Below are 12,782 nucleotides of genomic sequence, written 5' to 3'. Positions count from 1 at the left end.
GCGCTCCATCCACAGCCACAAGGGCGCGTCCCGTTAAGCGGGGCCTATGTCCCCCTTAACCGCCCGCAAGGCGGCCGGTTGCCGCACCCGTCTCCAGCGGACAGCTCCCGCGCGGCAATGGATTTTTTGAAAGCGGCCGCTCAGGCCGGCAGGTCCGGCGCGACCAGCCGCCCCAGTTGGCGCGGCGCGTCCAGCCGCACCCGGCCGTGCGCATCCACCAGTTCCATCCGCTCCAGCCACGCCTCGAACTCCGGCGCCGCCCGCAGGCCGAAACTGGACCGCAGGGTCGCCATGTCATGATACGACAGGCTCTGGTAGCTCAGCATCACGTCGTCGCCGCCCGGCACGGCGATCAGGAAATTCACCCCCGCGGCGGTCAGCAGCACCATCAGACTGTCCATGTCGTCCTGGTCCGCCTCGGCATGGTTGGTGTAGCAGACGTCGCACCCCATCGGCAGGCCCATCAGCTTGCCGCAGAAATGATCCTCCAGCCCCGCCCGGATGATTTGCTTGCCGTCATACAGATATTCCGGCCCGATAAACCCGACCACCGTATTGACCAGCAGCGGCGCGAACGCCCGCGCCACGGCATAGGCCCGCACCTCGGCGGTCTGCTGGTCCATGCCGTGATGCGCCTCGGCCGACAGCGCCGCCCCCTGGCCGGTCTCGAAATACATCACGTTCTGTCCCACCGTCCCGCGCCGCAGCGACAGCGCCGCCTCCCGCGCCTCGGCCAGCAGCGACAGCGAAACGCCGAATCCCGTATTGGCGGCCTGTGTCCCCGCCACGGACTGAAACACCAGGTCGACCGGCGCTCCCTGCTCGATCATCCGGATGGTATTGGTGACATGCGTCAGCACGCAGCTCTGCGCCGGAATGTCATGGCGCGTGCGCATCGCCTCCAGCATGTCCAGCAGGACGATCCCGGTCGCGACATTGTCGCCGGCCGGATTGATCCCGATCACCGCATCCCCGGCGCCCAGCAGCAGCCCGTCCAGCAGCGACGCCGCGATCCCCTGCGGATCGTCGGTCGGATGGTTGGGCTGCAACCGGCTGCCCAGCCGCCCCGGCAGGCCCTGCGTGTTGCGGAACGCCGTCACCACCCGCATCTTGCGCCCCACCGCGATCAAATCCTGGTTGCGCATCAGCTTGCTGGTCGCCGCGACCATCTCGGGCGTCAGGCCGGGCCCCAGCGCACCGATCGCCGCATGGTCCGCCGCGTGCGACAGCAGCCAGTCGCGCAACTGCCCCACCGTCATGTGCGCGACGGGCGCGAACGCCGCCGCGTCATGGCCGTCCTGGATCAGCCGCGTCACCTCGTCCTGCTCGTACGGCACCAGCGCATCCCGCAGGAAATCGACCAGGGGAATATCCGCCAGCGCATAACGCGCGGCGATCCGCTCCACCGGATCGGCCGCCGCAACCCCCGCCAGCTCATCGCCCGAGCGCAGCGGCGACGCACAGGCCAGCACATGGCGCAGATCGGCAAACCGATACTGCTCGCCCGCCAGGATGCTCCGATACCCCATGCCGCGCCCTCCCGCGCCATTGTCGCAACAACGCGCCGGACGCGGTCAAGGCATTTCACACGGAACGGACGCCGCCGCAGCCCCGGGCCCGGCGCCGAATGCGCGCAAGTACGGACGGCGATCGAATTTACCCTATCGACCGAGGATACCTCGGGATTTTCCTTATGACGACAATGAGGCGACAGCCGGCAGGTGCCTGCCGCCTCATGCACCCTCGAATGCGGTATCGCGCGTTACGGCTTCCCACATGTCGAGACCACGTGTCAGGTCGGCGATCTTCTTCCGGATCAGATCGAGCGCATCACCGCCGATCACCAGATGCAACGGCGGATGCTCCGCCGCCACGGCCTTGATGATCGCCCGGGCGCCGCGCACGGGATCGCCGGCCTGGGTGCCATGGGCTGCCGGCAGATTGACGCGCACCTTGCCGGCCGTATCGGCATATTCCGCCAGCCGAACAGCCGACTGCTTCATCGACGCCCCGCGGAATTCGGTGCGGAATGCGCCCGGCTCGACAATGGTCACGCCGATGCCGAACGGGGCCACTTCCTTGGCGAGCGTCTCGGAAAAACCTTCCAGCGCGAACTTGGTCATATGATAGAAACCGACCGCCGGGAACGTGACCATACCGCCCACAGAGCCGATATTGACGACATGACCCGTCCCGCGCATGCGCATGCCCGGCAGGACGGCATTGGTGACTTTCCACGGCCCGAAGACGTTGGTCTCGAACACGGCCCGCACATCGGCTTCCTCGCCTTCCTCCAAGGCGGCGACATAGCCATAGCCCGCATTGTTGACGAGAACGTCGATCGCGCCGAAGCGGGCTTCGGCCTGCCGCACGGCCGCTTCGATCTGTGCAGCGTCGGTGACATCCAGGCCCAGTGCCATCGCGCGGTCCGGAGCCTGCGCGACAAGATCACCCAGCGTTTCCGGACGGCGCGCCGTCGCAACCAGCCGGTATCCGGCCGCAAGCACCTGTTCGGCCAGGGCACGGCCCAGGCCCGACGAACATCCCGTAATCAGCCACACTGCATTTCGCTCGATCATGATCCTGCACTCCTGTCGTGGTGACGCAGCGGCACTGTGGCGCACGGCACATCGCGCGATAAGATGGGATAAATGAGATGACGTGTTGAAAGGAATTGCATGATGCGCGAAAGACGCCTGGATGATCTGGCGATGTTCGGCGTGGTCGCGCGGCATCGCAGCTTCACCCGGGCCGCGGCCGAGCTTGGCATGTCGACCTCGAATCTCAGCCATACGATCCGCCGGCTCGAAGCCGCCCTCGGCGTGCGGCTGCTTCAGCGCAACAGCCGCAGCGTCGCGCCGAGCGCGTCCGGCGCGGCCTTGCTCGCAGCACTCGACCCGGCCTTGCGACAGATCGACGAGGCCCTCGACCTCCTGCAGACCGGGGCCGATCGCGTGTCCGGCACGCTCCGGCTGACGGCGACGCGAGAGGGGTATGAAGCGGTCGTGCGGCCCATCCTGCCCCGCTTCACGGAAACCTACCCGCATGCGACGATCGAGGTGCTGATCGATTATGGTTTTCGCGACATCATCGCCGACGGGTTCGACGCCGGGATCCGTCTCGGCGAGAAGATCGAGCAGGACATGGTCGCAATCCGGATGGGCGGGGACTTACGCATGGCGGTCGTGGCGTCGCCGGATTACCTGGCCCGCCACGGGATGCCGGACGACCCGCGCGCGCTGACGGGCCATCGCTGCATCAACTATCGCATGGTCGCAGCCGGATCGCTTTACGCCTGGGAGTTCGAGCGCGCAGGGGAAATGCTGGAGGTGCGCGTCGACGGACCGCTGACATTCAACGAGCCCGAGTTGATGCTGCAGGCGGCGCTGGAAGGGATCGGCATAGCCTACGTGCTGGAAGACCGTGCGGCGCCATTCGTAACCGAAGGGCGGCTCGTGCGGCTTTTCGCAGACTGGACGCCGGAATTTCCGGGTTTTTTCCTCTATCATCCATCACGGCGACAGGCACGTCCGGTGCTGGGCGCCTTCGTCGCAATGGCACGGGAGGGATGACCCGACACGAAGGTCCGCCTCTCCATCAGGCCGACAAAAAAAACGACACCTCGAAATCGCCGAGAAGCGACGCAGCGTCCCTTCCCTCATCGGACACGAAGCCCGGACGCTTCGCGATCAGGTTCGTGCCGATCTCGTGATCGATCGCTTCCATTTGCGCGATCGTGACATCGCTTATCAGTTTCGCCGTGACGACTTCGATGATCGGCGCACCCGCGGCCCGCGCGGCGATCGGAGACGCCATTCCCGTCAGCGCCAATCCCGCGGCGATAAGATTTTTCATCATGCTTCTTTCCTTTATATCCAGTGCTGACAAACGGATTCCCGTCAAACCTGAGGAATCGGCAGCACCCCTCGGCCACCGGTTCGGTGTTCGGCGCGTGGAGCCGGCGGCGCGATCCGCCGTCCCCGCGTGGGCAACGGTCAGGCACCGGCCTCCTGTGACCGCACCCACCCACGCCCGACAGATCCGGCCCCATTTGCGTGACTGCCCGGCCCGCCCTCAACCGCGCAGCGCGGCCGCGACGCGGCTTTCCAGCGAGGCCGTCGGGCGGCCGATCAGCCGCGACAGGGCGCCGCCATCATCGAACAGGGCACCGCGCGAGGCGGCGACATCGGCGTCGGCCAGCAGCGCGGCCAGGTCGGCCGGAAGCCCCGCGCCCGTCAGCACGCCCGCATAGGCTTCGGCGGACAGATCGTTATAGGCCACGGCCTTGCCCGACTGGCGCGACACCTCCGCCGCGAGTTCGGCCATCGTGAAGGCCCCGTCGCCGGCGAGTTCATACGTCCGGCCCGCCTGATCCTCCGCGGTCAGCGCCACGGCCGCGGCCGCCGCATAGTCGGCGCGCGCCGCCGAGGAAAAGCGCCCATTCCCGGCGGCGCCGACGAAGGCCCCATGCTCCAGCGCCACGGGCAGCGCCATCAGATGGTTCTCGATATACCAGCCATTGCGCAGGATCACGGCAGGCAGGCCCGACGCGGATATGGCCTCTTCCGTCTGCCGGTGTTCGATCGCAAGGCGGGCGGGCGACGTGCCGGCATGCAGCATGCTCGTGTAGGCAAGCAGCGAAACCCCGGCCTGGCGCGCCGCCTCGATCACCGCGCGATGCAGCGGCACGCGGCCGCTGACTTCGGTCGAGGAAATCAGCAGCAGCTTGTCGACGCCGGCCAGCGCCGTGCGCAGCGTGTCGGGACGGGTATAGTCCGCCTCGCGCACGATCACGCCGCGCTCGGCAAGGTCACGCGCCTTGGCCGGATTGCGCGCTGCGGCGACGATGCGGCCTGCCGGGACGGTCTTCAGCAGCGTATCGATGACGAGGCGGCCAAGCTGCCCCGTCGCTCCGGTGATTGCGTACATGTTCGGCCTCTTGTCGTTGTGTGCCTGATCGTTGTGTACCGGGCCGGAAGACGGCGCCCGTGTCTGCGCACGCCACGAATGCGTGGCGGGACGTGACGGGGAAAGTCGTCACCGGCTCCGCGATCAGAGAGCCTTCAGATAGCCGCACGCGTTACTTGCAGAAACCTCCTATCTTGCGGTTACCTCTACTTTCCGGTTACCAGATGGAAACTCGCCCCAGATGGAAACTCGCCATGGAGGCTGCGCGATGGTCCTGAGAATGCGAACCAAGGTGAAGGCGCTCCCCGGCTGCCCCATGTCGAAATGCATGGCTCTGCTCAGCGGCCTCTGGACGCCCGAACTGCTCTGGTCCCTCAGCAACGGCCCGCGACGGTTTTCGGAATTGCGCCGCGACATCCCGGCCATTTCGGCGAAGGTGCTGACCAGCAGGCTGCGCGATCTGGAGCATCGCGGCGTTCTCGGCCGCAGCGTGATGCCGACATCGCCACCGACGGTGGAGTATGATCTGACCCCATTGGGGCAGGAACTGCTCCCCGCGATCAAGGCGATCGTGGATGTCGGGTCGCGCCTGCTGCTCCGGGACCTCGCGATCCCATCACCGCAGGCGGTGGACGCGCCGGGGCCAGGGCATCTTGACCCAGAGCATCTTGACCCGGGGCATCTTGACCCGGGACATCTTGAACAGTGACCGATTGAAAGACAGGCCGGGCCCCCGCCCGAACCCGGCAGCGGCCATAGACCCCCTGCACCCCATGACATCGATCCGGAATCGGTTTCCAAAGGCACCGCCTTTGGCGGGGTGCGGGGCAGCGCCCCGAAAAGGAGACCGCGGGACGGCCAATCACGACACCAATTGGCACAAGGCACGGCCAACTCTTCGACGACGGCGAAACCGGCCGAGAACGACGGCCACATCGAGCCATTGGAGGCATTCCGACCTGTGCGGCCTTTCCGCGTTCGGCGGCGCGGTCAGTGCCCGTTCATGGGCCCCATCACAGGCATCGTCATCATCGGCACGGGCTGCGATCCCAATATGGTCGCCGGCAGCCTGCCGTCCCAGCGCCGCGCCTGGGTATAGGTCACATAGTTCGGGCTGGCGCCCAGCGCCGCCGCCTGGGCGCGGATCGCATCCGCCTCGGCTTCGCCCTTGACCCGCGTCGCGGCGGCCTCGGCCTCCGATTTCGCGCGGATCGACCGCGCCTCGCCCTCGGCGGCGGCCACGGCCGCGTTGGCGTTGGCCTGGGCGGCAATCTGCTGGCGCTCGGCGTCGATCACCGCCTGCTGGCGCAATTGTTCCGACCGCGTCACCTCGGCCTTCGCCCGGGTCATCATGTCGATGGCGTGGCGGAACGCCTCGGTATAATCCAGGTCGGTAATCTGAACTTCCGAAACCTCGATGCCGTACAGCTTCAGCGCCTGCGCGGCCACATCGGCCTTGATCTCGCTCTCGATCAGGCTGCGCGCGCTGGGTACGTCCGAAACCTGCCGCCGGCCGAAGGCCGACTTCATCCGGTCGTTGGCCAGCGTATAGATCCGCTGTTCATAGAACGGCACATGCTCGTACAGGTTCTGCACATCCCCGTCGGGAACGTTGAACTGCACCAGCATCGTCACGTTCACGCCCTGGTTGTCGGCGGTAAAGACTTCGGATTTCTGGATGGCGACCTGCTGGGTGGCGGTGCTGTATTCCACCACGCTTTCCACCCAAGGCAGCTTGAAATGCAGCCCCGGCCCCGCCGTGCGCGAAAACGCGCCGAAGCGCGATACCACGCCGACATTCTTCTGGTCGATCGTGTATCCGGTGCCGAACAGCAGCGACAACACGACCAGCGCCCCGGCGGCTAGGGCACCATAACGGGCGATCGTCCGGGGATTGGCCCCGTCATACCGAAAATGCATGACGCCACGATATCGGCGATCGCTTGCCCCGGCAATCCACCCCCGGCAAAAGACCCAAAGCGCTTCCACTGAACACCGGTTCAGTGGAAATGCGCCAAGCTATTATTCAATCGGGCCTCTTCACCCGTTCAAACAAGTCCGGCCGAAACGGGATCTGCTCTATGTCGTATCCTCGCCGGCCGGCAACTCGGTGTCGAAATGGGCGATCGCCTCCGACGCCGCGCAATTCAGCCGGATCACCTCGCCCTGCACCGCGTCGGCCATCGACAAGGGCAGGTAATGCGCCGCCCCGTCCGTGCCGGTCAGGCGCAGCCGCGCCCCCCCTTCGGCTTCCTGGACCTCGCCGACCGGCGCATTGTCCGCCCCGACGATCTTCATGCCGGAATGCAACTGGAACCATTGTGTCATGGACGCCTCCTCGCAGACTGTCCGAGCCCGTCATATGGGAACGCGGCGGCGGCGGCGGACGGGCCCGCCGATCACATCCCGTTGCGTATTCCCCCCATGCACCCCTCGGGCAGGCTCCCCTGCGCGACGCGCCCGGCGCAAGATGCCAGGCGTAAGATGCCCAGCGTAAGATGATTACACTGCGAAACGAAAAACCAGCCGCCCGGCACGGCGCCAACCCCGTGCCGGGCAAGAAAATAACGGCGCTTTACACGCGGGCCATCGCTCAATTAGGACGTGCCGCATCCGTCCCGCCCCCGCCCGTTTCAGCCCTTTCGCCGGACATCGTGCCCGCCATGCCCCGAACCCAGGCCGACGCCGCCTCGCCCCTGCGCCATTCGCTGTTCGAAGACGCCTATGCCCTCGTCATCGGCTGTTCGCTGATCGTGCTCGGCCTGGCCTGCCTGCACCGGGCCGGACTGGTCACCGGCGGGGTCGCCGGGGTGGCGCTGCTGCTGTCCTACGTCGTGAAGCTGCCGGCCGGGCTGCTCTTCACGCTGATCAATATTCCCTTCCTCGCCTTCGCCTGCCGGACCATGGGCGGCGCGTTCGCGCTCAAGACGCTGATCGTCAGCTTCTCGGTCACCCTCTCCGCCCTGGTCTTCCCGCATCTGATGACGTTAGGCGCCATCAACCCGTTCTGGGCGGCCTTCTTCGGCGGAACGGCGATCGGCATGGGCATCCTGTCCCTGGCCCGGCACCAGGCCGGGGTCGGGGGCACGGGCGTCATCACGCTGTGGCTGTACAAGACGCGCGGCTGGAACGCCGGCAAAAGCCAGTTGGCCATCGATGCCGCCATCCTGGCCCTCTCGCTCCTGGTCATCGATGTCCGCCACGTCCTGCTCTCGGCCGTCAGCGCGGTGGCGATCAGCGGCGTGGTCGCCACCTTCCACCGCCCGGGTCGCTATACCGGCTACTGACCCGCCGCCGCGGCCCCCCGCGCATCTCCCATCGCACGCCCCATCGCATCCAGCGTCGCACGCAGGTCGCCGCCATGCCGGGCCAGGCCGGCTTCGGCCGCCTCCAGCGTCATGCCGTGCCGGATCAGCACCGCGCGCTTGACGTTGCCGCCGGCGGCGTCCAGCGCCTGGCGGATCTCGTCATCCGTCCCGCCCGCCAGGGTCCGGACCATGCGCGCGGCCCGCCGCCGCAATTTCGCGTTCACCACCCGCATATCCACCATCTGCCCGCGATAGGCATGGCCCAGCCGGACCATCAGCGTGGTCGAAAGCAGGTTCAGCGCCGCCTTCTGCGCGGTCCCGGCCTTCAGCCGGGTCGAACCGGCAATGACCTCCGCACCGGTCACGATCCCGATCCCCAGCTCGGCCTCGCGCAGCAGCCGCCCCTCGGCATTGCAGCTCATGCCCACCGTCAGGCTGCCGGCCGCCCGCGCGGCACGCAGCGCCGCGGCGGTATAGGGCGTATTGCCGCTGGCCGCGACGCCCAGCACCACGTCGTCGCCGCCGGGCCGATGGGCCAGGATGTCGCGCCGCGCGGCGTCCTCGTCATCCTCGGCGCCCTCGGCCGCCTGGAACAGCGCCCCGGTCCCCCCGGCCAGCAGCAGCACCAGCCGCTCCGGCGCCCAGCCGAAGGTCGGGGTCAGCTCCACCCCGTCCTGCATGCCGATCCGCCCCGACGTGCCGGCCCCGACATAGAACAGCCGGCCACCCGCGCGCAGCCGGGGCAGGGCCGCGGCAATAACGCGCTCCAGTTCGGGGATCGCCGCCCGCACCATGGCAACGGCGCTCATCTGCGCCTCGGCCAGCGCCTCCAGGATCGACGCGGTCGGCCACAGATCGATCTCCGCAAAGCGCGGATCCTGCCCTTCCGTCCCGCCAATGCCGGCCGCGTCGCTGATGTCGTTCATCGGAATATCCGCAAGTCCTTCGCCATTCGGGTCACGATCCCCCTTATGGCCCGACGGCCGCGCCACGTCCAAATACGTCGCCACGTGCCCCGACAGGTCCGTCCCCATGCGGATCGTTCCCTTCACGCCGCCGCGCCGGGCGGGTCAGAAAGCCGCAAAGCGTCCCGGGCGGGCGGCAATCCGAACATCCGGCGATATTCACGACTGAATTGCGACGGGCTGGCATAACCGACCGCAAAGGCCGCCGCCTCCGCCGACATGCCGCCCGACAGCAGCAGCCTGCGCGCTTCCATCAGCCGGATCTGTTTCTGGAACTGCATCGGCGTCATCGCGGTCAGGGCCTTGAACTGGCGATGAAACGCGGTCGGGCTCAGCCCTGCCGCCGCCGCCAGGTCGTCGACGCGCAGCACCCGGTCGAATTTCTCCCTCAGCGCATGGATCGCCTCGACCAGGCGGCGATCGCGATCGACCCCGACCACCAGGCGCGACAGCACCGCACCGTGCGGCCCGGCCAGCAGGCGATAGCAGATTTCGCGCATCACCGCCGGATAGAGGATGGGAATCGCCTGCGGCTCGCGCAGCAATCCGACCGCCCGCGCCGCACACCCCACAAGCGCGTCGTCCAACTCCAGGACGAAGGCCCCCGCGCGGTCGTCCGGCACGGGCGGCGCCTCCATGCGCTCGAAGACCTCGCGCATGATCGCCCGGTCCAGCTCGATCACGACGCTCAGATAGGGCGCGCCCTCTCCGCCCTCGACCACCTGGCTCGCCCCCGGCATCTCGACGCTGACGACCATGGCCTGGCCCGTCCGGTACTCCAGCCGAAGCGCGCCGAAACTGGTCCATTTCGCGCCCTGCACCACAATGCACAGCGCGGGTTTGTGCAGGATATGCGCCGGGTTCCGCTCGGCCGCCGACCGCAGCAGGATCAGGCCATCGATCGCGGTGTAAAGCGGACTGGCATTGCCGTGGCACGCGAAACATGTGCCGACGGCGTCACGTAATCGAGAGAGTTCATCCATGGGACAGCCCTGGTCGTGGCGGCCCCGAATGTAAGCGCCGAGGTGGAATCAGGCAAGAAATGGGCGGGTTCCGGCATGGCCGAACCAGGGGCCCGGCGCATAGGCTCGGCACCGGAACAGCCTCACCGGAACAGCTTCCAGGGAAAAACCATGACCCGTCAAACCTCAGGTAAAATCGCGCTCGTCACCGGCGGCAGCCGGGGACTGGGGCGCAACATCGTCCTGAACCTCGCCAGGCGCGGCGTCGATGCGATCTTCACCTACCACGCCGATCGGGCGGCAGCCGAACAGGTCGCCGCCCTGGCGGCCGAAGCGGGACGCAGGGCCGTCGCCCTGCAGCTCGATGCCGGCGATACGGCGGGCTTCGGCGATTTCGTGCAGGACGTGCGGCAGGCGCTGGCCGGCCTCGGCGCACAGCGTTTCGATTATCTGGTCAACAATGCCGGCACCTCGCATCATGACAGCATCGAGAACACCACCGAAGACGCGTTCGATGCCCTCTATCGCGTCCATCTCAAGGGCGTCTTCTTCCTGACGCAGAAATTGCTGCCGCTCATCAATGATGGCGGCCGGATCGTCAACATCTCGTCCGGCCTCACCCGCGTCATCATGCCCGGCCGCGCGCCCTACGGCACGATGAAGGGCGCCGTCGAAATCCTGACCAGATATATGGCCAAGGAACTGGGCCCGCGCCGGATCGCGGTCAACGTCGTCGCACCCGGCGCGATCGAGACCGATTTCAGCGGCGGCCTGGTCCGCGACAACCCCGAATTCAACAAGCGGGTCGCGGATATGACCGCCCTCGGCCGCGCCGGCCTGCCGGACGATATCGGACCGATGGTCGCCTCGCTGCTGTCCGAGGACCACCGTTGGGTCAACGGCCAGCGGATCGAAGTCTCCGGCGGCATGTCGATCTGATCGTCCAAAGTCCGCCCGTCGGCGCCTCCGACCCTCCGAGGCGCCATCCCCCTCACTGAAACCACGCTGTCCTTCGCCACCGCGAAACTTGACGGCGTCGATCCGCACCCCCGGCTGGCCGACATCATCTCGTCAGGCCAGGGCCGGCGCATGGCCAGAATTCCCCCCAAAGGACGAAGCGCCATCCATCGGGTCCGGCGGATCGGGCGGATTTGGACGGCGTTTCGTTTTCCGACAAATCAGAGCGGATCCCGTTCAAACGGACGCGTTTGAACGGGTGAAGATGCGCGATAAATAATAACCTGGAGCATTTCCCGAACCGGTGTTTGGTGAAAACGCTCCAGGTAACTCGAAATCGTGAAAGGCGCACGGAAACTCATCCTGCCGATATAAGCTTTTGCGTCGAGGCCGAGGACAGACGGCCGGATCGCGTCAAGGCAGGAGGGAACGGCAGCCGGCTTGCCCTGCAGAGAAAATCATCCCCGGAGGATTCGCGGCGATGTCGAAAAAGTCGCTCCTGTGGATAGTGGCGGCCGTTGTTCTGGTCGCCTCCTATTTCGGCTACCAATATTGGCAGCAGATGCAGTCGGCGCTGCCGAAGGGAATCGCATCGGGTAACGGACGGATCGAGGCAAAACTCGTCGATATCACCGCCAAGGAAGCGCTCCGGGTGCAGGAAATCCGCGCCGATGAGGGCGATCTGGTCAACCCGGGCCAGGTTCTGGTCCTGCTGGATACGTCCACATTGCAGGCGCAGCTTCAAGAGGCAAAGTTGAACGTCGCGGCGACGCAGGAAAAAGTGGCCGTGGTCCGGGCTGCGATCATCAAGACGCAAAGCGAGATCAATCTCGCCAATATCGAGGTCAGGCGCAGCAGCGCGCTCGTCGCGGAACGTGCCGGTTCGCAACGGGAACTCGACGTCCGCAGGACGGCGGTACAGACCACGACGGCCGGCCTTCAGGAAGACGAAGCCCAGTTACGCACGATTGAACAACAGGTCAAAGTCGCCGAGGCCCAGGTGTCGACGATCCAAACCCGAATTGACGATGCAACGCTGAAATCGCCGGTCAGGGGAAGAGTGCTCTATCGGCTGGTCGAAGTTGGCGAGGTCCTGGGGCCGGGCGGTAAGGCGTTGACGCTGGTAAACCTGAACGACGTGTACATGGAAATATTCCTCCCGTCGGAGCAGGCGGCGAAGGTGAAGATCGGCGCCGAGGCGCGGATCGTGCTCGATGTTCTCCCCAATCGCCCCGTCGCGGGATATGTCAGCTTCGTGTCGCCCGAAGCGCAGTTCACACCCAAACAGGTCGAGACCCGCAGTGAGCGGGAGAAGCTGATGTTCCGGGTCAAGATCCGCGTGCCTGAGCAGACGGTGGAGTCCTATATCGACGTCGTCAAGACCGGCGTGCGGGGCGTCGGCTACGTGAAAATAGATCAAGCGACAGCCTGGCCGGCCTCGCTTGAGAACGCCGTGTCTCCCGTAAAAAACGGAGGATAGAGGCCGGTCCCGTTCGAATGGACTCGTTTGAACGGGTGAAACTGCGTGATAAAATAACGATGTAGAGCATTTCCACTGATCCCCGGTTCAGTGGAAATTCTCCAGGCGCCGGGGCAATAAACATCAACGAAGCGTCACGAAGGCGACAATGCCGCCGCAACACGCCAGAGAACCAATCCATGTCAGACACTGCGCCTCATGT

Annotated in this window: 13 protein-coding genes; 5 read left to right on the top strand and 8 right to left on the bottom strand. The window is 66.3% G+C overall.

The window, feature by feature from the left end; translation table 11 throughout:
- Window positions 1–140 precede the first annotated feature (140 nt).
- Window positions 141–1,529, bottom strand: coding sequence for an ethanolamine ammonia-lyase subunit EutB (locus tag QN315_RS08465; RefSeq protein WP_323992934.1), 1,389 nt, complete (start codon window positions 1,527–1,529; stop codon window positions 141–143).
- Between the two features lie 204 nt (window positions 1,530–1,733).
- Window positions 1,734–2,579, bottom strand: coding sequence for an oxidoreductase (locus tag QN315_RS08460; protein ID WP_323992932.1), 846 nt, complete (start codon window positions 2,577–2,579; stop codon window positions 1,734–1,736).
- Window positions 2,580–2,681: 102 nt separating this feature from the next.
- On the opposite strand from QN315_RS08460, the gene QN315_RS08455 reads away from it, so the two are divergent.
- Complete coding sequence (locus QN315_RS08455) at window positions 2,682–3,572, top strand: LysR family transcriptional regulator (RefSeq protein ID WP_176640379.1); 891 nt, start codon at window positions 2,682–2,684, stop codon at window positions 3,570–3,572.
- Between the two features lie 25 nt (window positions 3,573–3,597).
- Here the strand turns inward: QN315_RS08455 and QN315_RS08450 are convergent, their stop codons facing one another.
- Window positions 3,598–3,858, bottom strand: coding sequence for a hypothetical protein (locus QN315_RS08450; RefSeq protein WP_323992930.1), 261 nt, complete (start codon window positions 3,856–3,858; stop codon window positions 3,598–3,600).
- 216 nt (window positions 3,859–4,074) lie between these two features.
- A complete protein-coding gene (locus QN315_RS08445; RefSeq protein WP_323992928.1) occupies window positions 4,075–4,929 on the bottom strand; it encodes an SDR family oxidoreductase in 855 nt (284 codons plus the stop codon).
- A gap of 247 nt (window positions 4,930–5,176) precedes the next feature.
- On the opposite strand from QN315_RS08445, the gene QN315_RS08440 reads away from it, so the two are divergent.
- On the top strand, window positions 5,177–5,617 hold the full coding sequence (locus tag QN315_RS08440; protein WP_323992926.1) for a helix-turn-helix domain-containing protein: 441 nt from the start codon (window positions 5,177–5,179) through the stop codon (window positions 5,615–5,617).
- A gap of 281 nt (window positions 5,618–5,898) precedes the next feature.
- On the opposite strand, the gene QN315_RS08435 is transcribed toward QN315_RS08440, so the two are convergent.
- Together QN315_RS08435 and QN315_RS08430 are read right to left on the bottom strand one after the other, a co-directional pair.
- Window positions 5,899–6,828: a prohibitin family protein gene (locus tag QN315_RS08435; protein ID WP_323992924.1), complete on the bottom strand. Its 930-nt coding sequence runs from the start codon at window positions 6,826–6,828 to the stop codon at window positions 5,899–5,901.
- A 159-nt stretch (window positions 6,829–6,987) separates the two neighbouring features.
- A complete protein-coding gene (locus tag QN315_RS08430) occupies window positions 6,988–7,236 on the bottom strand; it encodes a DUF2171 domain-containing protein (RefSeq protein WP_176640914.1) in 249 nt (82 codons plus the stop codon).
- Window positions 7,237–7,571: 335 nt separating this feature from the next.
- Between QN315_RS08430 and QN315_RS08425 the strand changes: the two genes are divergently transcribed.
- The gene (locus QN315_RS08425) at window positions 7,572–8,195 is read left to right on the top strand and encodes a YitT family protein (RefSeq protein ID WP_323992922.1); all 624 of its coding nucleotides are present in this window, start codon (window positions 7,572–7,574) and stop codon (window positions 8,193–8,195) included.
- Here the strand turns inward: QN315_RS08425 and QN315_RS08420 are convergent.
- Window positions 8,189–9,142, bottom strand: a complete 954-nt coding sequence (locus tag QN315_RS08420; protein ID WP_323992920.1) for an N-acetylmuramic acid 6-phosphate etherase — start codon at window positions 9,140–9,142, stop codon at window positions 8,189–8,191. The two genes, QN315_RS08425 and QN315_RS08420, sit on opposite strands and share 7 nt — an antisense overlap.
- Window positions 9,143–9,264: 122 nt before the next feature.
- Window positions 9,265–10,164: an AraC family transcriptional regulator gene (locus QN315_RS08415; RefSeq protein ID WP_323992919.1), complete on the bottom strand. Its 900-nt coding sequence runs from the start codon at window positions 10,162–10,164 to the stop codon at window positions 9,265–9,267.
- 150 nt (window positions 10,165–10,314) lie between these two features.
- On the opposite strand from QN315_RS08415, the gene QN315_RS08410 reads away from it, so the two are divergent.
- Entirely contained in the window at window positions 10,315–11,082 is a 768-nt protein-coding gene (locus QN315_RS08410; RefSeq protein WP_323992917.1) for an SDR family oxidoreductase, read from the top strand.
- 499 nt (window positions 11,083–11,581) lie between these two features.
- Window positions 11,582–12,580, top strand: coding sequence for an HlyD family efflux transporter periplasmic adaptor subunit (locus tag QN315_RS08405; protein WP_323992916.1), 999 nt, complete (start codon window positions 11,582–11,584; stop codon window positions 12,578–12,580).
- The last annotated feature ends 202 nt before the right edge of the window (window positions 12,581–12,782 follow it).

The organism is Nguyenibacter sp. L1, assembly GCF_035199985.1.
Classification (GTDB): Bacteria; Pseudomonadota; Alphaproteobacteria; order Acetobacterales; family Acetobacteraceae; genus Gluconacetobacter; species Gluconacetobacter vanlangensis.
Note: the sequence above shows the minus strand (reverse complement) of the source record. Positions and strands in the feature narration are given on the sequence as shown.

Coding starts and splice junctions, on each gene's coding strand:
- QN315_RS08465 (WP_323992934.1), bottom strand. CDS start 1,529: ATGGGGTATCGGAGCATCCTGGCGGGCGAGCAGTATCGGTTTGCCGAT.
- QN315_RS08445 (WP_323992928.1), bottom strand. CDS start 4,929: ATGTACGCAATCACCGGAGCGACGGGGCAGCTTGGCCGCCTCGTCATC.
- QN315_RS08435 (WP_323992924.1), bottom strand. CDS start 6,828: ATGCATTTTCGGTATGACGGGGCCAATCCCCGGACGATCGCCCGTTAT.
- QN315_RS08410 (WP_323992917.1), top strand. CDS start 10,315: ATGACCCGTCAAACCTCAGGTAAAATCGCGCTCGTCACCGGCGGCAGC.
- QN315_RS08415 (WP_323992919.1), bottom strand. CDS start 10,164: ATGGATGAACTCTCTCGATTACGTGACGCCGTCGGCACATGTTTCGCG.
- QN315_RS08450 (WP_323992930.1), bottom strand. CDS start 3,858: ATGATGAAAAATCTTATCGCCGCGGGATTGGCGCTGACGGGAATGGCG.
- QN315_RS08460 (WP_323992932.1), bottom strand. CDS start 2,579: ATGATCGAGCGAAATGCAGTGTGGCTGATTACGGGATGTTCGTCGGGC.
- QN315_RS08405 (WP_323992916.1), top strand. CDS start 11,582: ATGTCGAAAAAGTCGCTCCTGTGGATAGTGGCGGCCGTTGTTCTGGTC.
- QN315_RS08425 (WP_323992922.1), top strand. CDS start 7,572: ATGCCCCGAACCCAGGCCGACGCCGCCTCGCCCCTGCGCCATTCGCTG.
- QN315_RS08430 (WP_176640914.1), bottom strand. CDS start 7,236: ATGACACAATGGTTCCAGTTGCATTCCGGCATGAAGATCGTCGGGGCG.
- QN315_RS08440 (WP_323992926.1), top strand. CDS start 5,177: ATGGTCCTGAGAATGCGAACCAAGGTGAAGGCGCTCCCCGGCTGCCCC.
- QN315_RS08420 (WP_323992920.1), bottom strand. CDS start 9,142: ATGAACGACATCAGCGACGCGGCCGGCATTGGCGGGACGGAAGGGCAG.
- QN315_RS08455 (WP_176640379.1), top strand. CDS start 2,682: ATGCGCGAAAGACGCCTGGATGATCTGGCGATGTTCGGCGTGGTCGCG.